General features: G+C 63.1%; 15 protein-coding genes and 1 tRNA gene. 12 read left to right on the forward strand and 4 right to left on the reverse strand.

Annotation, left to right across the window (positions count from 1 at the left end; all coding sequences use genetic code 11):
• Nucleotides 1-136: 136 nt before the first annotated feature.
• Nucleotides 137-1,360: a 6-phosphofructokinase gene (locus tag ACESYO_RS07840; RefSeq protein ID WP_373209759.1), complete on the reverse strand. Its 1,224-nt coding sequence runs from the start codon at nucleotides 1,358-1,360 to the stop codon at nucleotides 137-139.
• A 190-nt stretch (nucleotides 1,361-1,550) separates the two neighbouring features.
• Here ACESYO_RS07840 and ACESYO_RS07845 point away from each other — a divergent pair, with 190 nt between their 5' ends.
• Together ACESYO_RS07845 and ACESYO_RS07850 are read left to right on the forward strand one after the other, a co-directional pair.
• Nucleotides 1,551-2,513: a DUF4349 domain-containing protein gene (locus ACESYO_RS07845; protein ID WP_373209731.1), complete on the forward strand. Its 963-nt coding sequence runs from the start codon at nucleotides 1,551-1,553 to the stop codon at nucleotides 2,511-2,513.
• A gap of 153 nt (nucleotides 2,514-2,666) precedes the next feature.
• Complete coding sequence (locus tag ACESYO_RS07850) at nucleotides 2,667-4,355, forward strand: hypothetical protein (protein ID WP_373209732.1); 1,689 nt, start codon at nucleotides 2,667-2,669, stop codon at nucleotides 4,353-4,355.
• Between the two features lie 77 nt (nucleotides 4,356-4,432).
• Here ACESYO_RS07850 and ACESYO_RS07855 read toward each other — a convergent pair whose 3' ends face one another.
• The 3 genes from ACESYO_RS07855 to ACESYO_RS07865 form a co-directional block, all read right to left on the reverse strand.
• Nucleotides 4,433-5,569 carry an aldo/keto reductase gene (locus tag ACESYO_RS07855; protein ID WP_373209733.1) on the reverse strand — a complete coding sequence of 379 codons (1,137 nt, stop codon included), beginning with the start codon at nucleotides 5,567-5,569 and terminating at the stop codon, nucleotides 4,433-4,435.
• Nucleotides 5,570-5,707: 138 nt separating this feature from the next.
• Nucleotides 5,708-7,534: a translational GTPase TypA gene (gene typA / locus ACESYO_RS07860; RefSeq protein WP_276871023.1), complete on the reverse strand. Its 1,827-nt coding sequence runs from the start codon at nucleotides 7,532-7,534 to the stop codon at nucleotides 5,708-5,710.
• Nucleotides 7,535-7,674: 140 nt separating this feature from the next.
• Nucleotides 7,675-10,218: a YfhO family protein gene (locus ACESYO_RS07865; RefSeq protein ID WP_373209734.1), complete on the reverse strand. Its 2,544-nt coding sequence runs from the start codon at nucleotides 10,216-10,218 to the stop codon at nucleotides 7,675-7,677.
• 160 nt (nucleotides 10,219-10,378) lie between these two features.
• Between ACESYO_RS07865 and ACESYO_RS07870 the strand changes: the two genes are divergently transcribed.
• The 10 genes from ACESYO_RS07870 (at nucleotide 10,379) to ACESYO_RS07915 (ending at nucleotide 18,812) form a co-directional block, all read left to right on the forward strand.
• A tRNA-Val gene (locus tag ACESYO_RS07870) sits at nucleotides 10,379-10,454 on the forward strand.
• Nucleotides 10,455-10,964: 510 nt separating this feature from the next.
• The gene (ruvC, locus tag ACESYO_RS07875) at nucleotides 10,965-11,462 is read left to right on the forward strand and encodes a crossover junction endodeoxyribonuclease RuvC (RefSeq protein ID WP_373209735.1); all 498 of its coding nucleotides are present in this window, start codon (nucleotides 10,965-10,967) and stop codon (nucleotides 11,460-11,462) included.
• Nucleotides 11,463-11,495: 33 nt separating this feature from the next.
• The gene (ruvA, locus tag ACESYO_RS07880) at nucleotides 11,496-12,098 is read left to right on the forward strand and encodes a Holliday junction branch migration protein RuvA (RefSeq protein WP_276871017.1); all 603 of its coding nucleotides are present in this window, start codon (nucleotides 11,496-11,498) and stop codon (nucleotides 12,096-12,098) included.
• Between the two features lie 45 nt (nucleotides 12,099-12,143).
• Nucleotides 12,144-13,148: a Holliday junction branch migration DNA helicase RuvB gene (gene ruvB, locus ACESYO_RS07885; protein ID WP_283128397.1), complete on the forward strand. Its 1,005-nt coding sequence runs from the start codon at nucleotides 12,144-12,146 to the stop codon at nucleotides 13,146-13,148.
• Between the two features lie 103 nt (nucleotides 13,149-13,251).
• Nucleotides 13,252-14,118 (forward strand): class I SAM-dependent methyltransferase, encoded by an 867-nt coding sequence (locus ACESYO_RS07890; protein WP_058965909.1) that lies wholly within the window; start codon nucleotides 13,252-13,254, stop codon nucleotides 14,116-14,118.
• Between the two features lie 38 nt (nucleotides 14,119-14,156).
• Nucleotides 14,157-14,990, forward strand: a complete 834-nt coding sequence (locus ACESYO_RS07895) for an energy-coupling factor transporter ATPase (RefSeq protein WP_058965912.1) — start codon at nucleotides 14,157-14,159, stop codon at nucleotides 14,988-14,990.
• Nucleotides 14,991-15,084: 94 nt separating this feature from the next.
• Nucleotides 15,085-15,969 carry an energy-coupling factor transporter ATPase gene (locus ACESYO_RS07900; protein WP_276871011.1) on the forward strand — a complete coding sequence of 295 codons (885 nt, stop codon included), beginning with the start codon at nucleotides 15,085-15,087 and terminating at the stop codon, nucleotides 15,967-15,969.
• Complete coding sequence (locus ACESYO_RS07905) at nucleotides 15,963-16,781, forward strand: energy-coupling factor transporter transmembrane component T family protein (protein WP_058965916.1); 819 nt, start codon at nucleotides 15,963-15,965, stop codon at nucleotides 16,779-16,781. Before ACESYO_RS07900 ends, ACESYO_RS07905 begins: the two co-directional genes overlap by 7 nt.
• Nucleotides 16,782-16,785: 4 nt before the next feature.
• On the forward strand, nucleotides 16,786-17,583 hold the full coding sequence (gene truA / locus ACESYO_RS07910; protein WP_373209736.1) for a tRNA pseudouridine(38-40) synthase TruA: 798 nt from the start codon (nucleotides 16,786-16,788) through the stop codon (nucleotides 17,581-17,583).
• A gap of 32 nt (nucleotides 17,584-17,615) precedes the next feature.
• Nucleotides 17,616-18,812, forward strand: a complete 1,197-nt coding sequence (locus ACESYO_RS07915) for a DUF5711 family protein (RefSeq protein WP_373211238.1) — start codon at nucleotides 17,616-17,618, stop codon at nucleotides 18,810-18,812.
• The last annotated feature ends 26 nt before the right edge of the window (nucleotides 18,813-18,838 follow it).

Genomic DNA, 18,838 nt, shown 5'->3' on the forward strand with positions numbered 1-18,838 from the left:
AAAAGGAGGTTCTTTTTTACCGTTTCAACGCTCGTGCTCTTCTCGTCCACAAGCATAGCTTGTGGTTTTCTAGTTAACAGAAAAACACCCCCGACCGGCCGGTTGGGGGTGTTTTGTGGTTTTGGGGAAAGGCTGATTACAGCTGGGTGTGCAGGGGTACGCCGCTCACATAGATGGGAATCTGCTCGCCCTGAATCAGGGGCCGGGCGTAAGCCTCGAAGGAACCGTTCACCTGCATGCCGTCCGGAGCGATCCAGCTGGCGGGGATGGCCTTTTCCTTGTTGGCCACGGCCTGCACGTCCACGGTCTCGCAGTCCGCCACATAGGGAGCGTCCTGACGGCGAACCAGCGCGCTCATCCGGCCGGTCTGGCCCTGAACGGCGGCCTGCACCGCCATGCCGCCCACCTGATAGGCCTCGTTCACGTCGATGCGGCTGGTCAGGTGGCTGGCGCACCGCTGCAGGGTGGACAGCTCGATGGCCCGGGTCTTGCAGCCCAGATGATGGCGGATCAGGCCCTCCAGATACCGGCTGGTGCCGGACAGGGTGACCTTGTGGCCGAAGGCGTCCACCGCACCGTCGCCGCCTGCCAGATCACACAGGAAGGTGCCGTCCTTGCGGCGCACACCCTCGCTGGCGGCAATCACGATGTTGTTTTTCTCCCTGCGCAGCTCATCCACGCGGCGCAGGAACAGCTCCTCGCTGAAGGGAACCTCCGGCAGCAGGATCAGGTCCGGGCCGTCGCAGTCCGCGCCCTTGGAAAGGCTGGCGGAGGCTGCCAGCCAGCCCGCGTGGCGGCCCATGATCTCGGTCACGGTCACGCTCTTCAGGTCGTACACGTTGGAATCCCGGATGATCTCCTTCATCACGGTGGCGATGTACTTGGCCGCGCTGCCAAAGCCGGGGGTGTGGTCGGTGAGCATCAGGTCGTTGTCGATGGTCTTGGGCACACCGATGAACCGGATGGGGCTGCCGATGCGGCTGCCGTAGGCGGCCAGCTTGGCAATGGTGTCCATGCTGTCGTTGCCGCCGATGTAGAGCACCGCGTCAATCTGGTAACGCTCAAACAGGCGGAACAGCGTCTGGTATACGCCTTCGTCCTGCTCGGGGGTGGGCAGCTTGTACCGGCAGCTGCCCAGATAGGAGGAGGGGGTGCGCTTGAGCAGCTCGATGTTCAATGCGCTGCCCAGCAGCTGGTCCAGATCCAGCAGTTTTTCCGCCAGCAGGCCCTCGATGCCGTAGTGCATGCCGTAAATGCGCCCGGCGCCGCAGGCACGAGCGGTTTCATACACGCCCGCCAGGCTGGAATTGATCACCGCGGTGGGGCCGCCGCTCTGCCCCACCAGAAAATTCATACCCATCAAAAATACACTTCCTTCTTCAAAAAGCGGGGCACCCGTTCGCCCCCTTGTGACACAACGCCTTTTATTGTATCTTATTTATAGAAGAGCTGCAATAATCCCCCCGGCAATTTCGTATAAGGGTCAGACAGGCAACATTCTTTGCATGGAAAACTTGGTGGTTTTGCCAAAAAACAAGGAGGGAACACAGATGAAGCACAGGAAGAAATGGATCGCCGCGGCGCTTGCTGCCGCCCTTTTCACGGCTCTGTTCACCGGCTGCGGGGGAGCATCCGGCGCAACGGCCACCAGCACCGCCGCCGTGCAGGAGATTGCACAGGGCAGCGGGGAAGCCGGTGCGGTGGCAGACGCCGCCAACGGAACCGGCGGCCAGACCAGCCTGGATTCCGGCGCGCTCACCCCGCAGGACAGCCGCAAGATCATCTACAACGCCACCCTCTGGCTGGAGACCAAACAATACGATCAGGCCAGCGCCGACCTGCTGGAAGCGGCCAGTCAGGCGGGGGCCTATGTGCAGAGCAGCGAGACCAGCGGCAGCGCCGAGCGGGGCGACCGCAGCGTGTATTACACCCTGCGCGTGCCGGCGGAGCATTACAGCGAATTTCTGAACGCGGCGGGGCAGGCTGCCAACCTTACCCGGCGCAGCGAGTCCACTCAGGACGTGACCGCCGAATACGTAGATCTGGAGGCCCGGCTGGCCAGCCTGGAGCAGCAGCGCCAGCGGCTGGATGAGCTGGCCGCCAAGGCCGAAAATCTGGAGGATCTTCTGGCCATCGAGAACCAGCGCACCCAGGTGCAGTACGAGATCGAAAGCTACACCGGCCAGATGAACGTTCTGAAGGATCAGATCGCATACAGCACGGTGGAGGTCTATCTGGACGAGGTCACCGAGCTCACCCCCCAGAGCCCCAGCTTTGCCAGCCGGGTGGGCTCCGCCTTCCGGGGCAGCTGGAACGGCTTTGTGGCGGTGGTGCAGGAGCTGGTGATCGGGCTGATCTACCTGCTGCCCTTCCTGGTGGTGGCGGCTGTGGTGATTGTCGTGGTGGTTCTGCTGGCCCGGCGGGCGGCGAAAAAGCATCCCCGGCCTTCCGCACCGAAGCAGCCCGGCACAGACGGCGCAAACCAGCCCCCGAAATACACCCAGATGAAATAACCGTATAAAACGCGCAATGCCCCGGCGGGTTGCCGGCTTCCGGCCCGCCGGGGCATTTTTGCGCCCATGCCAACTTTTGGGGCGGAAATTCCCGCCGCTGTGTGCTATAATAGAACGAACGCATAAAATGTAGAAAAAAGGCGGAAACGATCCATGCGAACCAAAACCATTCGATACGAGCTTGTCACCGGCCTTGCCTGCGCCGGGCTGGTGCTGCTGCTTTGCGCGCTGCCCTTTGCCAGCCGGGATCTGGTGGCCGGGCACGACAGCGTGTTCCACATTCTGCGGCTGGAGGGGCTGGCCGCTGCGCTGGGCGGGCATTCCAGCCTGCCGGTGCGCATCTATTCGCTGATGCTGGGCGGCTACGGCTACGCCAGCGGCCTGTTCTATCCGGATCTGTTTCTGTATCCGGCGGCGCTGGCCCGGGTGGCGGGCCTTGGGCCGGAGCTGGCCTTCAAATTTTTGATGCTGGGCTGTGTGGCGGCTCAGTGTGTCACCAGCTATTTTGCCGGGCGCGCCATCACCAAAAAGCACTTCGGCGGCTGCCTTCTGATGGTACTGTACGGCCTGTGCCACTATCACTTTACCAACCTTTACATCCGCAGCGCGGTGGGCGAGGTGCAGGCCATGGTGTTCCTGCCGCTGGTGGTCTGGGGCCTGTGGGATTTAACCGAGGAGGGTGCCAAACGCCCCTGGGTGCTCTGGCTGGGCTTCACCGGCCTTGTGCTCAGCCATACGGTGAGTCTGGCACTGGCGGGCCTGCTGGCCATTGTGTGGGTGCTGGTGCGGCTGCCCCGGGTGCTGAACCGCCGGGCGATCCTGAGCGGTCTGGGCGCTGCGGGGGCCTGCCTTCTGGTAAGCTGCTATTACTGGCTGCCCATGCTGGAGCAGTTTGCCAGCGACAAGTTCGCCGTCACCGAGCAGCCCCTGACCCAGGTTTCCTGGAACACGGTGAATCTGGCCGGGCTGTTTACCCCGAACAATTACATGGGCCTTGGCCTCACCGGCATGGTGGGCATTCTGGTTGTGGCGGCTCTGCTGCTGAGCCCGTTGGGGCGGCGCAGCGGCGCACGCCGGGCTGCCGGGGTTTTTCTGGCGGTGGGCGTGGTGCTCACGGTTCTGGTGTTGCCCTTCGTGCCCTGGCGCATGCTGGACGATACCCTTCTCAACAGCATCCAGTTCCCCTGGCGGCTCAACGCCTTCGGTCAGCTGGCGGTGTGCCTGGCGCTTACCCTGCTGCTGGCGGGGCTTGACTCCCGCCGGGCCCGGGTGCTGGTGCTGGCGGCGGCCTTCGCGGTAGGGGCGGCGGATCTGGCGGTCAGCGCCACCCAGTTCCCCGAGCAGGTGAACTACCCCTCCAACTACTTCACCAGCCAGCGGGGCGAGACCTTCTATCTGGTGGGTGCCGAGTGGGTGCCCGCCGGGGTGGACGCCAAAGCCTTTGCCTTTGAGCCGGGCGCTCAGTACAGCAACACCTCCGGTGTTTACACCGGCAATTATCTGCCGAATGGCGACTTTGTGTTCGACTTTGACGGCCAGGTATCCGGCCCCTACGGTATCCCCAAGCTGTGGTACAAGGGCTATTCTGCCACCCTCACCCCGGCGGACGGCAGCGAACCCATCCAGCTGGAGCTGCACAAGGACGGCGGCGGTCGGGTGGAGCTGACCATGCCGGAGAATGCCCCGGCGGGTCAGGTGCGGGTGAGCTACACCGGCACCACGCTGCAGCATGTGTCGGACTGGGTGAGCGGCCTCAGTACGCTGGCGCTGGCCGCGGCAGCGGTCTGGCAGCTGGTGCGCACCCGCAGGGCAGGCAGCCGACAGGCGGCGCTGACCCGCTGATCGAAGAAAAAAGAAAAAGAGCGCGGGCTCCCTTCCGCTGGAACGGGAGCCCGCGCTTTTTGGTTTGCTTTCCAATATCATTCGGCGGGGGTGTCGAACTGGGCGCTCACCTGGGCCAGCAGCTGGCGGATGGGCAGATGCTGGGGGCAGGCGGCTTCGCACTGGCCGCAGCCGATGCAGTCTGCCGCCCTGCCGTGGCCGCCACGGGTGCATACGCCGTAATAGGTGGCGGCGCCCATGTCGTTGAACAGGTTCCGGCTGTTGGCGCAGGCAAACAGCTCGGGGATGGCAATGGCCTTGGGGCAGCCGTCCACGCAGTAGCGGCAGCCGGTGCAGCCGATGCTCTTCAGCCCGGCCAGCGCCGCCCGGGCGCCGTTCACCGCCTGCCATTCCCGGGGCGAAAGGGCCCGGAAGTCCCGGAACAGGCCCAGATTTTCCTCCATCTGGGCCGGGTCGCTCATGCCGCTGAGCACCATACCCACGCCCGCGAAGCTGGCGGCGAAACGCAGGGCATAGCCGGCAGGGCTGCCCTCCATACCGGCAAAGCTCTCGGCTGCCTGCGGAGGCAGGTTGGCCAGTGCGCCGCCCCGCACCGGCTCCATCACGATCACGGGCTTTTGAAAGCGGCGGCAGATCTCATACAGTACCCGGCTTTCCACACTGGGGCTGTCGTAGTCGGCGTAGTTGAACTGAATCTGCACCACCTCAATGTCCGGCTGCTCGGTGAGAATCTGCTCCAGCAGGGCGGGCTTGTCGTGAAAGGAGATGCCGATGTGCCGGATGTACCCTTCCTCCTTCAGCTGCCGGGCCACGGCGAAGGCGTTGCAGGCGCAGTATTTGGGGTAGTAGTTGGCGTTCATGGCGTGCATCAGGTAGAAGTCAAAGTACTCCACCCCGCAGGCCTCCAGCTGGGAAAAGAACAGGGGGCGGATCTCCTCCTCGCTTTTGAAAAAGCTGTTGGACAGCTTGTCTGCCAGCAGGTAACGCTCCCGGGGGTAGCGGCTGGTCAGGCAGTGGCGCAGGGCGGTTTCGCTTTTGCCGTTCAGGTAGCCGTGGGCGGTGTCGAAATAGCAGAAGCCTGCTGCCAGAAAATCGTCCACCATGCGGCAGGTCTTTTCAAAATCCACCTGACTGGTCGGGTCGGCGGCGGGGCCGGTAAGGGGCAGGCGCATGCAGCCGAACCCCAGTTTTTTGGTTCCAAACAGTTCTTCCATGGCAAAGAGACCTCCGTTGCATTGAATTCTGTTTTCATCATAAAGCGGGGCAGGGGGCTTGTCAACGGAAAGAATACAAAAAAGCCCCTGCGCCGGGTGGCACAGGGGCGGATGCTCGATTCAGAGAAGGGGAGCGGCTTAGCCGTTCTTCTTGCCCTTCAGCTGCTTCATGCGCATGTCGTGGTTCAGGATGCGCTTGCGGATGCGCAGGTTCTCGGGGGTAACCTCCAGCAGCTCGTCGGGAGCCAGGAACTCCAGGCAGGCTTCCAGGCTGAACTTGGAAACGGGAACCAGACGCAGGGCGTCGTCGGAGCCGGAAGCACGGGTGTTGGTCAGGTGCTTGGTCTTGCAGACGTTCACGCTGATGTCCTCGCCGGTGGGGGTGTAACCGATGACCATGCCCTCGTAGACCTTCTCGCCCGGGGTCACGATCAGGGTGCCGCGCTGCTGGGCGTTGAACAGGCCGTAGGTCACGGCGTCGCCGGTCTCGAAGCTCACCAGGCTGCCGGTGCTGCGGCAGGTGATGTCGCCGCACCAGGCGTCGTAGCCGTCAAAAATGGTGTTCAGGATGCCTTCGCCGTGGGTATCGGTGAGGAACTGGCTGCGGTAGCCGAACAGGCCGCGGCTGGGCATGCGGAACTCCAGACGCACGCGGGTGCCGATGGGCTCCATCTGCTGCAGGATGGCCTTGCGGGAGCCCAGAGCGGTCATAACCGCGCCCTGATATTCGGTGGGGGTGTCGATGACAACGCGCTCGAAGGGCTCCATCAGCTGGCCGTTCTCCTCGTGGGTCAGAACCTTCGGGGGGCTGACCTGCAGCTCGTAGCCTTCGCGGCGCATGGTTTCGATCAGGATGGACAGGTGCATCTCGCCACGGCCCATCACGCGGAAGGAATCGCTGGTGGCGGAGTCCTCAACCTTCAGGGCCACGTCCTTCAGCAGCTCGCGCTGCAGGCGGTCGCGGATCTGGCGGCTGGTCACGAACTTGCCTTCGCGGCCGGCGAAGGGGCTGTCGTTTACGGCGAAGGTCATCTCCACGGTGGGATCGTTGATCTTCACGAAGGGCAGGGGCTCCACGTTGGCGGGATCGCACAGGGTGTTGCCGATGGTCACATCGGTGATGCCGGAGAAGGCGACAATATCGCCGGCAGAGGCTTCCTCGGCGGGCTCACGGCCATTGGCCTTGAACTCGTACAGCTTGGTGATGCGGCCCTTGATGGAAACGCTGGGGTCGTGCCAGTCGCAAACCTGCACGTCCTGACCAACCTTCATGCGGCCGTTCTGGATGCGGCCGATGCCGATACGGCCCACGAACTCGTTGTAGTCCACGCTGGAGCACAGCATCTGGAAGGGAGCGTCCGGGTCGCCCTCGGGACCCTTCACGTATTCCAGAATGGTGTCGAACAGGGGCTTCAGGTCGGTGCCGGGCACGTCCGGGCTGTAGCTGGCGGTGCCGGCGCGGCCGGAGCAGAACACCATGGGGCTGTCCAGCTGCTCGTCGGTGGCGCCCAGATCCATGAGCAGAAGCAGAACTTCGTCGATTACTTCCTTGATGCGGGCGTCAGGCCGGTCGATCTTGTTCACGGCGATGACCAGGTTCAGATTCTGCTGCAGGGCCTTCTGCAACACGAAACGGGTCTGGGGCATGCAGCCCTCGGCGGCGTCCACCAGCAGCAGCACGCCGTTGACCATCTTCAGAACACGCTCCACCTCGCCGCCGAAGTCGGCGTGGCCCGGGGTGTCCACGATGTTGATCTTCACACCGTTGTACACGGTGGAGCAGTTCTTGGCCAGAATGGTGATGCCGCGCTCCCGCTCGATGTCGCCGGAGTCCATCACGCGCTCGGCCACCTGCTGATTTTCACGAAACGCGCCGCTCTGCTTCAGCATCTGGTCCACCAGGGTGGTTTTACCATGGTCAACGTGGGCGATGATGGCAATGTTGCGCAAATCTTTACGTTCCATATTGTTATCCTTTCTGAATTGGATCGCTAAGTTGGATTGCTTCTTATATAATTACATCTATTCGTAACCTTACCTATACTAAAGCAGGAAAAAAGGTTTGTCAAGAATATACAAATGATTTTTAACAGCATTGGGCGTTGTCACAAGGGTTTTTGGCTGCGGGGCCGGGCTTTCTGGGCTGTATGACCAAGGCGGCGCGCTGCCAGCCAGGCTGCTGCAGCGCCCAGACTGCACAGGCTGACTGCCGTGCCGGCCTTCAGCCCGGCGGGGGTGAAGCGAAGGGTGACCTGATGCTCGCCGGGGGTGATCTGCGCGGTGAGCAGCGCGCCCCAGCCTGTGCCGGTGGATACCGGCTCACCGTCCACCAGCACCTGCCAGCCTGGCTCGGCGGGAATGCTGGTGAACAGGGTGGTGCAGCCCTGGGGTACCTGAATGGTTCCGCGCACAAGGCCGGGGGCAAAGGTCTCCACCTGAAGTCCCTGCTGCTGCAGGCGGGCGCAGGCATCGGCCAGTGCCCGGCTGTCCTCCATGGCGAAACTCCAGCCGCCCAGAGAAAGCGTGTCCGCCTGCGGGTGCAGTTCCACGGTGACCGTCTGGCCCGCCTGAACCGAACCCAGGCAAAGGGTGCCGTTGCTCTGCTGCAAAAGGGTCTGACCCGCCGCTTCGCCGTCCACAAAGACATCGGCTCCGCAGTACTGGTCGTACACCGGAAAGCTGGCATACAGCACGCCGGAGACCGGGGCGGTGAGAGAAAAACGCAGGGCGGCGTTTTCACCGGTCACGGTGTAGTGCAGCCCGTCCGCCCCGGCTTCCATCCCCTGAACGGAGGGTTCTGCCTCAATGGAATGCAGAATGGCGGCATCCTCACCCAACAGGGTGTTGTAGACCTGATTCAGGTTGTCGAAAGGCCGGTCCAGTGCAAGCCGTGCACTGTCTGTGCCTGCCGCCGCGGTGACCAGCGGCAGGGCGCAGGGATTTTCCCACACATCGCCCTGCTGCTGCCATTGGCCGGAGGCTGTGCCGCCCAGCTGCCAGCGCAGGCCCAGCAGGCTGGCGGTGCTCTGGGTCAGACCGTCGGCCCAGCTCATCCAGCCGCTGGTGCCGCTGCAGCCCAGAGCACGCATCAGTTCATAGGTCGCTTCGGAATAGCTGCTGCTGTAGTGGCTCAGACCGTTGTAGTTCAGCAAAAAGGGCGTGTTCTGCCCGCCCTCGGCCAGCTGCATCCGGGCCGAGGGATCCTGCCCGCTGTATTCGTTCACGGTGGCCTGCCACTGCTCCGTCAGCTGAGGCAGGGTGGATGAAAATGGCTCAAAGGCTTCCAGCGCGGCCCAGCCGTTGGCCGCAAGCTCCGCCGCAAGGCAGAGTGCAGCCAGCAGCGCCGCTGCCCGCCGCCGGGGTATTGTGAGCAGCAGCACGGCAGCCGCCAGACAGCACAGAGCAAGTGCCGCTGCCCAGCCGGGAACCAGTTCCAGCCACCAGCCCGCGGCCAGCAGCAGCGCAACCAGGCCGGGCGCAGCCCACCGGCGGATGGTGGACAGATGCTCCGAAAGCCCCTTGCCGCCCAGCGCGGCCAGCTCCAGCAGGGTGAAGATAAACAGAAAGCTGTAACGGTAATTGAACCAGCTGGGGCTCTGGAAGCCATGCCATACAAGATCCGGTGTGCGCAGCCAGAAGCTGCACAGCAGACAGACCACAAGCCCGCCGCCCGCCAGCTTCGGGCGCAGCGGGCCGGGGCGAAGAAAAAACAGTGCCGCCAGCACCAGAGGAAGGGTGCCGCAGAAAATAAGCGGCAGCGTGTTGGTATCCTGCCCGGCGGGGTAGGCGCCGGCAAACAGCTGGCCCAGCAGCTGTGGAAAGGAGAAATTGGTGGAAAAGCCCCATTCCATGGCCGCCTGGGCCTTGCCCTGCCCCAGAGCCTTTGCCACCGGCAGCAGCATCCAGGCATTCAGCCCGCCTGCCAGCAGGCTGGCCAGCGCAAACCGCCCGGCGGCCCGCCCTTTGTGCCCGGCCGCGCTGCCCCCGGCAAGCCCGAAGAGAAAATAGAGCAGGGAATACAGGCAGAGCATCCAGCCGATGTAATAGCAGCAGAAGATTCCTGCCGCAAGGCTCAGCAGGTACAGCCAGGGGGAACGGCCGTCCAGAATGCGCCGGATGCCCCAGGCAATCAGCGGCAGAGCAATCAGAGCGTCCATCCACATGATGTTCTGGGAAAAGCCCAGCAGGTAACCGCTCAGCGCCCAGGCCCAGCTGAGCGGAACCGGGAGCCATCCGCCCACCCGGCGGCGCAGAAACAGATTCATCGAAAGCCCGGCGCAGCCCGCCTTGGCCAGGGTGAGCAGGGTCACGGCGGTGGGCATCTGGGCGGTGGGAAACAAAAGAACCAGAAAATTAAAAGGGCTGAACAGATAGTAGGCGGCCCAGCTGAGGGCCTCGCCGCCCAGAGCCTTGTGCCAGGTATAAAACAGCCCCCGGCCGAACAGCTCGGAAAAGTCGGCCAGAAAATGGGAATACTGGCCGTCCATGTCTCCGAAGAACAGGCTGTTCGGCCCGAAGGGGGCCACGCCCCGGGCGGCATACAGCCCGGCCAGCAGCACCACAGGCACCAGTGCAGCGGCAAGAACGGGGCAAAGCCGGCGCAGCCGGAGGGCGGTGGGATGCCGGGAAGAAAGGGAAGGGGAATTCATATCGGTGCTCCTTTCCATGGGGCAGCGTGTATCTGCTGCGGCTAAGAAAAACCGGCAGAAAAGCGCCGGAACGGGAAAAATGAAAAAAGAAAAAATTTTTTCGAAAAAATGCTTGCAATTTGAAAAAAGATTCGATATAATAATCAAGCCGAAAGGACATGGACGGTTAGCTCAGCTGGTAGAGCATCTGCTTGACGTGCAGAGGGTCAGGGATTCGAGTTCCTTACCGTCCACCATACAGGGCGCTCAATCGAGCGTCCTGTTTTTGTTTTATAGAATTTGAAAAGTGGCAGGAACTCGAATCCCGGAAGGGTGACCGCCGAACAGAAAATCTGCCGGTGGCAGGTTTTCCGGCGGGCTGCCGCGAAGGCCGGAAAGCCGAGCGGCGCGGGGCCGCCCGGTTGGGCGGGGCCGCACCGAGTTCCTTACCGTCCACCACACAGGGCGCTCAGTCGAGCGTCCTGTTTTTTGTTTTGCGTGCCGTTGGAAGCGGGGCAACGCCGTACAACGACCCGTTATGATACATCAATACTATGAAAACAGTATGAAATAAAAACGAAAAATCTGTCAGATTGAACCGGGGCGAGGAAACTGCCGCGTTTTCTCGCCCGGAAAACAGAAAAAGAGGGCAGGGCTCACCGGAGCCGCTGCCCTCTTTTTGTCCGGCGGGAGAACGCTTCCGCCGGTATTTGCTATTTTATAAAAAATATAGTATACTATATCGGTTAATATGGAGAGGTGTATCTATGCGAGTATTGGGCATCGACCCCGGCTATGCAATCGTGGGCTGGGGCGTGGTGGAATATGTGGGCAACCGGTTCACATCGGTGGCGTTCGGCGCGGTTACGACCGAGGCGGGCGTGCCCTTTGAACAGCGGCTGGACAAGGTGTATGAGGGCGTATTGGATGTGATGACCACCTACAGGCCCGAGGCACTGAGCATCGAGCAGCTGTTTTATCAGCACAACCAGACCACGGTGATCGGCGTGGCCGAGGCCAGAGGCGTGATTCTGCTGGCGGCGGCCAAGTGCGGCATCCCCATCTTTGAATATACCCCCATGCAGGTGAAGCAGGCGGTGACCGGCTACGGCAAGGCGGTGAAAAAGCAGGTGCAGGAGATGACCCGCATGATGCTCAAGCTGGAAAAGGTGCCAAAGCCGGACGATACCGCCGACGCACTGGGCATGGCCATCGCCCATTGCCATTGCAGCCGCAGCCGCCTGATGGGCACGCCGCTGCGCTGACCGAAGCGTTGAGAAAGCAACAGGAGGTTCCCGATGATTTATTGTCTGACCGGAAAACTATTGAAAAAGACCCTGGACATGGTGGTTATTTCCTGCGCGGGAGTGGGCTATCTTGTGCAGGTGCCCGCGTCGGTGTCGTCGGCGCTGCCGGCCATCGGCCATGAGGTCACCCTTTATACCTATATGAATATCACCGAAAACGACGTGACCCTCTTCGGTTTTGCCACCGAGGAGCAGCAGGCCTGCTTCAAGATGCTCACCGCCGTGTCCGGCGTGGGCCCCAAGGTGGGTCTGGCGATTCTGAACGTGATGACCCCCGAGCGGATCACACTGGCCATCTCGGCCGGGGATCACAAGGCCTTCACCGCCGCCAACGGCGTGGGCCCCAAGCTGGCCCAGCGCATCGCGCTGGAGCTGAAGGACAAGGTGGGCAAGGGTCTGGCCGAGGGCATCACGCTGGGCGATGTGAGCGGCGGCGGAGCACCGGCGGGCAACCTGAGCCAGGCCATCGCGGCCCTCACCAGCCTGGGCTACAGCCCCAGCGAGGCGGCCCAGGCGGTGGCCAAGGCCGACCCCTCCCTGCCGGTGGAGGAACTCATCAAGCTGGCGCTGCGCGGCATGGCGAAAGGAAGGTAACCTGTGGAAGAATACGAATTCGGCACACGGCTGGTCAGCCCGGAGATGAATCAGGGCGAAAGCGAAGAGATCAGCCTGCGGCCCAAAACTCTGGATGAGTATGTGGGTCAGGAAAAGGTAAAGGAAAACCTGCGCATCTATCTGGAAGCCGCCAAGCGCCGGGGCGAGCCCATGGATCACATCCTGCTTTACGGCCCTCCGGGTCTGGGCAAGACCACGCTGGCGGGCATCGTGGCTCAGGAGATGGGGGTGCAGATCCGCATCACCAGCGGCCCGGCCATCGAGAAGCCCGGCGATCTGGCGGCCCTGCTCACCAACCTGCAGGAGGGCGACGTGCTCTTCATCGACGAGATCCATCGCCTGTCCCGTCAGGTGGAAGAGGTTCTGTATCCTGCGCTGGAGGACTACGCGCTGGACATCATGATCGGCAAGGGCCCCAGCGCCCAGAGCATCCGCATCAACCTGCCCCGGTTCACCCTGATCGGCGCCACCACCCGTGCGGGCCAGATCACCGGCCCGTTGCGGGATCGGTTCGGCGTGCTGCTGAAGCTGGAATTGTACAGCCCGGACGAGCTGAGCGGCATCATTCAGCGTTCGGCGGGCATTCTGGGCCAGCCCTGCACCCCGGAAGGGGCCTATCAGCTGGCAAAATGCAGCCGTGGTACCCCCCGTGTGGCCAACCGGCTGTTAAAGCGGGTGCGGGACTTTGCCGCCGTTCTGGCGGACGGCGTGATCGACGAGGCCACCGCAAAGCTGGCCCTGAAACGGATGGACATTGACGAGCTGGGTCTGGACGAGATGGACCGGAGCATGCTGCGGGCCATCATCGAGCTGTACGGCGGCGGGCCGGTGGGTCTGGATACGCTGGCCGCCGCGCTGGGCGAGGAGGCCGTGACGCTGGAGGATGTGTGCGAGCCCTATCTGATGCAGATGGGTTTCCTCACCCGCACCCCCCGGGGCCGCTGCGCCACCCGGCAGGCATGGGTTCATCTGGGGCTGGAGCTGCCCAAGGAGCTGGATGCTCCGGGTCAGCAGAGCATGTTCGACTGACCCCGCCAAGAAAATTTCATAAATACACGTTATACTGATACGGAAACCGCCCGGAGCACCGAAGCACCACCGGTTTCCCCGGAATGAAAAAGGAGAATTGCGTATGCGCCCTGCCACCAGCTGGCAAGATTATGAACTCATCGACGCAACCTGCGGCAACCGTCTGGAGCGCTGGGGCAGCACCCTGCTGGTGCGCCCGGATCCTCAGGTGGTGTGGAAAAGCCCCGAGACCAGCCCCCTGTGGGCCAAGGCGGACGCGGTGTATCACCGGTCCGAGCGGGGCGGCGGCCAGTGGGAATACCGCCGCCGCCTGCCGGAAAAGTGGAAGATCGGCTGCGGTGCGCTGACTCTGGTGGTCAGCCCCACCGGCTTCAAGCACACCGGCGTGTTCCCGGAGCAGGCTGTGAACTGGGCCTGGTACGAGGAGAAGATCAAGGCTGCCGGCCGCCCCATCAAGGTGCTGAACCTGTTCGGTTATACCGGCGGCGCCACGCTGGCCTGCGCCGCGGCCGGTGCCAGCGTCTGCCATGTGGATGCCTCCAAGGGCATCGTGGCCTGGGCCCGGGAGAATGCACAGGCCAGCGGTCTGGCCGATAAGCCCATCCGCTGGATTGTGGACGACTGCGCCAAGTTTGTGGCCCGGGAGATCCGCCGGGGCAACACCTACGACGCCATCATCATGGACCCGCCCAGCTATGGCCGTGGCCCCGGCGGCGAGGTGTGGAAGCTGGAGGATAACATCTATGATCTGATCGCCCTGTGCGCGGGCGTGCTCAGCGAGCAGCCCCTGTTTGTGGCGGTGAACAGCTACACCACCGGCCTGTCGCCCGCGGTGATGGAGTACATCCTGAAAACCACCCTGTGCAACAAGCACGGCGGCGTGACCAGCTGCGATGAGATCGGCCTGCCGGTGAGCAGCACCGGCGGCGTTGTGCCCTGCGGGGCCACCGCCATCTGGCAGGAGGCCTGAACCTTACGGACCCGGAACGAGAGGGGAGAGAAACCGAAATGAACGAGATGATCGCCGCAAAAGACGTGCGCTTTCGCTACACCCCGGAAAACCCTTATGCGGTGGATGGCGCATCCATGACCATCCGCAAGGGGGAGTTCGTGGCGGTGCTGGGCGCCAACGGCTGCGGCAAGTCCACCCTGGCCAAGCACTTCAACGCCATCCTGCTGCCCGAGAGCGGCACCGTGACCGTGGAGGGCATGGATACCCGGGATGAAAGCCACCTGTACGACATTCGCCAGACCGTGGGCATGGTGTTCCAGAACCCGGACAACCAGATCGTCGCCACCGTGGTGGAGGAGGATGTGGCCTTCGCGCTGGAGAACCTGGGCGTTCCCCCGGCCGAGATCCGCGCCCGCATCGACGAGGCCATGCAGATGTCCGGCATTTACAAGCACCGGGAAAAGGCCCCCCACAAGCTGAGCGGCGGCCAGAAGCAGCGCGTGGCCATCGCGGGCGTGATCGCCATGCGGCCGGACTGCCTGGTGCTGGACGAAGCCACCGCCATGCTGGACCCCCGGGGCCGGGAAAAGGTGATGGAGACCATCCATCATCTGAACAAGGATTTCGGCATCACCGTGGTGAGCATCACCCACTATATGGAGGAGGCCGCGCAGGCCGACCGGGTGCTGGTGATGAGCGAGGGCCATGTGGTCATGGAGGGCACCCCGAAGGAGGTGTTCAGCCAGACCGAGAAGGTTCGCTCCCTGCGGCTGGACGTGCCCCAGGCCGCCGAGCTGCGGGATGAACTGGTGAAGGCGGGGCTGAACCTGCCCGAGGGCATCATCACCGAGGACGAGTGCGCCGCCGCGCTCTACGAGCTGCTGAAATAACGGCGGATGAATAAAACAGACGAAAGCGCCATCTTGCAAGCAGGAGGCACATTTCCGGGGCTTAGCGCCCCTTTGCAGTAAGGATGTGAAACCAATGGCAGCCATCATTGAAACGCGCCATCTGACTCATATATACAACGCCGGCATGCCGGACGCCACCACCGCGCTGGAGGACGTGAGCTTTGCGGTAGAGGAGGGCGACTTTGTGGGCATCATCGGCTCCACCGGCAGCGGCAAATCCACCCTCATTACCCACTTCAACGGCATTCTGAAGCCCACCAGCGGCCAGGTGCTGCTGGACGGCAAGGACATCTGGGCCAAGGGGCAGGACATCCGCAAGGTTCGCTTTGCGGTGGGTCTGGTGTTCCAGTACCCGGAGTATCAGCTGTTTGAGGAGACGATTTATAAAGACATCGCTTTCGGCCCCAAAAACATGGGCCTGAGCGAGGAGGAGATCGACCGGCGGGTGCGCCGGGCGGCGGCCTTCACCGGCCTGCCGGAGGAATATCTGGAGCGCAGCCCCTTCGAGCTGTCCGGCGGTCAGAAGCGCCGGGTGGCCATTGCGGGCGTGCTGGCCATGGAGCCCCGGGTGCTGGTGCTGGACGAGCCCGCCGCGGGCCTTGACCCGGAAGGCCGGGACATGATCCTCAGCCAGGTCAAGCGCTACCACAAGGAGACCGGCACCACCGTGCTGCTGGTGAGCCATTCCATGGAGGACATTGCCAAATACGCCGACAAGGTGCTGGTGATGGATCAGAAAAAGATCGCCATGTACGACCGGGTGGATAAGGTGTTCGCCCGGGCGGACGAGCTGCTGGCGCTGGGGCTCTCGGTGCCGCAGGTGACCAAGATCTTTCTGAAGCTGCGCCAGATGGGGCTGGATCTGCCTCAGGACGTATACACCGTGCCCTGGGCGGTCAAGACCATTCTGGAGGCGAAGGCCCGCAAAGAAGCCAAAGGGGAGGAGACCACATGCTGAAGGACATCACCATCGGGCAGCACTTCCCGGGCGATTCCATCGTGCATCGCACCGACCCGCGGCTGAAGATTCTGCTGGTCATCGCCTACATTGTGCTGCTGTTTACCATCAACAATTTCCTGGGCCTTGCGCTCAGTCTGGTGCTGCTGGCGGGCCTTTACATGCTGGCAAAGATTCCGCTGCGCATCATCGTAAAGAGCCTGAAGCCCATCATTCCCATCATCGCCTTCACGGCCATTCTGAACCTGTTCTTCATGGGCGGCGAGGGCGAGCCGCTGATTCATTTCTGGGTCATCAAGGTGTATAAAGAGGGCATCGCCTACGCCATCTTCATGGCGGTGCGTATCGTGGCCCTGATCGCGGGCACCGGCCTGCTCACCTACACCACCAGCCCCATCGTGCTCACCGACGCCATCGAGCGGCTGCTGTCGCCCTTTGCAAAGCTGGGCCTGCCGGTGCACGAGCTGGCCATGATGATGACCATCGCCCTCCGGTTCATCCCCACCCTGATTGAGGAGACCGACAAGATCATGAATGCCCAGAAGGCCCGCGGCGCCATGCTGGACAGCGGCAGCGCCAAGGATCGGATCAAGGCCATGGTGCCCATCCTGATCCCGCTGTTCATTTCGGCCTTCCGCCGGGCGGACGAGCTGGCCATGGCCATGGAGTGCCGGTGCTACCGGGGCGGCGAGGGCCGTACCCGGCTGAAGGTGCTCAAATTTCAGCCCCACGACTGGGGCACCGTGGCCTTCTGCGCCGTCACCTTCGGTCTGGTGTGGGCCACCCGCTTTGTGATGCCGGGGGTGCTGTAACACCATGAACATCCTGCTGGACATCAGCTACGACGGCAGCGGCTTCTGCGGCTTTCAGGTGCAGAACAACGGCCTTTCGGTCTGCCAGGCATTGCAGGACGGGCTGGAGGCCCTGCTGGGCACCCGACCGCCGGTGAAGGGCTGCTCCCGCACCGACGCGGGAGTCCACGCACTGCATTATGCGGTGAACTTCTGGGCGGACTGCCGCATCCCCATGGAAAAGCTGCCGCTGGCGCTGAATCAGAAGCTGCCGACAGCCATCCGGGTGAACCGGGCCATGGAGGTGGAGGAGGAATTCCACGCCCGCTACGCCGCCCACGCAAAGACCTACTGCTACCGCATCTGGAACAGCCCCATCGACAGCCCCTTCGGGGCCGGCTGGCATCACCGGCTGCCGGGCAGGCTGGACGAGGCTGCCATGCAGGCGGCGGCGGACCGGTTTGTGGGCAGCCACGATTTCATGAGCCTGTGCTCCGCCGGCTGCGAGGTGGCCCAGCGGGGCAGCACGGTGCGCACCATCACCCAATGCCGGGTGCAGCGCACCGGCGATCTGGTAACTGTGACCGTCACCGCGGACGGCTACCTTTATAACATGGTGCGGATTCTGGCGGGCACGCTGGTTCTGGCGGGCCAGCACAAGCTGAACCCGGAGCAGATTCCCGCCATTCTGGAAAGCCGGGATCGCAGCCAGGCAGGCCCCACCCTGCCGGCCCAGGGCCTGTTTCTGGCCTGGGTGGACTACCCCGAGCTGCCACTGTGGCAGGCGGGCAGACCCCAGGGGGAACCCGGCCGCATTCTGTGACGAACAACAAGAAAGGGGGCGGGGATATGGAGATGGAACCCAATCAGACGCCCGGCGGGGCGAAGCTCACCCGCCTGAGCGCATTGAAGCACCGCCGCAGGCTGCGGCGGCTGCGCACCGCGGCGCTGGCGCTGGTGGTGCTGGCCGCGCTGGCTTTGTATGCCAGCGGCATTTTCGGCCGGGGCCTTGCACTGCTGAGCGACGTGGTGGAATCCGCCCGTATCGGGCTGCAGCCCGGCGGCGGCTGGCCGGTCAAGACCGGCATTGCCGAGCCGCTTCAGGTGGAAAGCCTGGGCGGTGGCTTTGTGGAGCTGGGCAACCAGGATCTGGTGGTCTTTTCCGCCCGGGGCGCCCAGCTGCGCAGCATTGCCCATAACTATGCCCGGCCGTGTATCAGCAGCGGCAAGACCCGCTTTGTGCTGTATAACCGGGCAGGCTATGAGCTGCGGGTGGAAAGCCGCACCCGCACGCTGTACACCAACACCTACACCCAGCCCATTTTGCTGGCGGAAATGGCCGCGGGCGGAACGGTGGCGGTGGTCACCGATTCCAGCCGTTATCTGGCGGAGGTCACGGTGTACGATTCCACCTTCCAGCCCATCTACCAGTGGTACCCCACCGATTCCGAGGGCGTGCCCGGGCAGATCGCCTTTTCCCAGAACGGCAAGCGGTTCGCCGCTGCCTGCCTGAGCGCGGCGAACGGGCAGCTGGCGGTGAAGATTCATCTGCTGGATCTGAATTCCAGCACCATCGGCCTGACCATTGACGCAGGCTCCAGCCCGGTGCTGCAGATGCACTGGCTCAGCAACACAAAACTGCTGGTGGTGTTCCAGAACCGGATTGCAGTGTTCGACACCACCACCGGCGAGCAGCTGGCCACCTACAGCTACCCCAGCGGTACGCTGCTCAGCGTGTCGGCAAGCCAGCGGGCGATTGGCGTGCTGATCGGCTCGGAAATGGCCGATGCACCGGTGCGGCTGATTCTGCTGGACACAAACTGCCAGGAGCTGGGCACCGCTTCGGTGCCTGCACCCACAAGCAAAGTGGTGTGCACCCGGTCCGGCGCGTATGTATTACGGGGCGGTGGTGTTGCCGCCTACGATCTGGAAGGGGAGTATCTGTGGGAAATGTCCACCGACAGCCAGCCCCAGGCGGTGCTGAATGCCAAGAATCTGCTGGTATTCAGCGGCGGCCAGGCGGCGCTGGTGACCCAGCCCGCAGAGGAATAACCTCTTAAGCAAAATCCAAGAGAAAA

Origin of the sequence: Allofournierella massiliensis (assembly GCF_964241245.1) — a bacterium.
GTDB lineage: Bacteria > Bacillota > Clostridia > Oscillospirales > Ruminococcaceae > Allofournierella > Allofournierella massiliensis.

Bases quoted from the DNA above. Each gene is read 5' to 3' on its own strand.
- ACESYO_RS07840 (WP_373209759.1), bottom strand. From the start codon at position 1,360: ATGGGTATGAATTTTCTGGTGGGGCAGAGCGGCGGCCCCACCGCGGTG.
- ACESYO_RS07845 (WP_373209731.1), top strand. From the start codon at position 1,551: ATGAAGCACAGGAAGAAATGGATCGCCGCGGCGCTTGCTGCCGCCCTT.
- ACESYO_RS07850 (WP_373209732.1), top strand. From the start codon at position 2,667: ATGCGAACCAAAACCATTCGATACGAGCTTGTCACCGGCCTTGCCTGC.
- ACESYO_RS07855 (WP_373209733.1), bottom strand. From the start codon at position 5,569: ATGGAAGAACTGTTTGGAACCAAAAAACTGGGGTTCGGCTGCATGCGC.
- typA (WP_276871023.1), bottom strand. From the start codon at position 7,534: ATGGAACGTAAAGATTTGCGCAACATTGCCATCATCGCCCACGTTGAC.
- ACESYO_RS07865 (WP_373209734.1), bottom strand. From the start codon at position 10,218: ATGAATTCCCCTTCCCTTTCTTCCCGGCATCCCACCGCCCTCCGGCTG.
- ruvC (WP_373209735.1), top strand. From the start codon at position 10,965: ATGCGAGTATTGGGCATCGACCCCGGCTATGCAATCGTGGGCTGGGGC.
- ruvA (WP_276871017.1), top strand. From the start codon at position 11,496: ATGATTTATTGTCTGACCGGAAAACTATTGAAAAAGACCCTGGACATG.
- ruvB (WP_283128397.1), top strand. From the start codon at position 12,144: ATGAATCAGGGCGAAAGCGAAGAGATCAGCCTGCGGCCCAAAACTCTG.
- ACESYO_RS07890 (WP_058965909.1), top strand. From the start codon at position 13,252: ATGCGCCCTGCCACCAGCTGGCAAGATTATGAACTCATCGACGCAACC.
- ACESYO_RS07895 (WP_058965912.1), top strand. From the start codon at position 14,157: ATGAACGAGATGATCGCCGCAAAAGACGTGCGCTTTCGCTACACCCCG.
- ACESYO_RS07900 (WP_276871011.1), top strand. From the start codon at position 15,085: ATGGCAGCCATCATTGAAACGCGCCATCTGACTCATATATACAACGCC.
- ACESYO_RS07905 (WP_058965916.1), top strand. From the start codon at position 15,963: ATGCTGAAGGACATCACCATCGGGCAGCACTTCCCGGGCGATTCCATC.
- truA (WP_373209736.1), top strand. From the start codon at position 16,786: ATGAACATCCTGCTGGACATCAGCTACGACGGCAGCGGCTTCTGCGGC.
- ACESYO_RS07915 (WP_373211238.1), top strand. From the start codon at position 17,616: ATGGAACCCAATCAGACGCCCGGCGGGGCGAAGCTCACCCGCCTGAGC.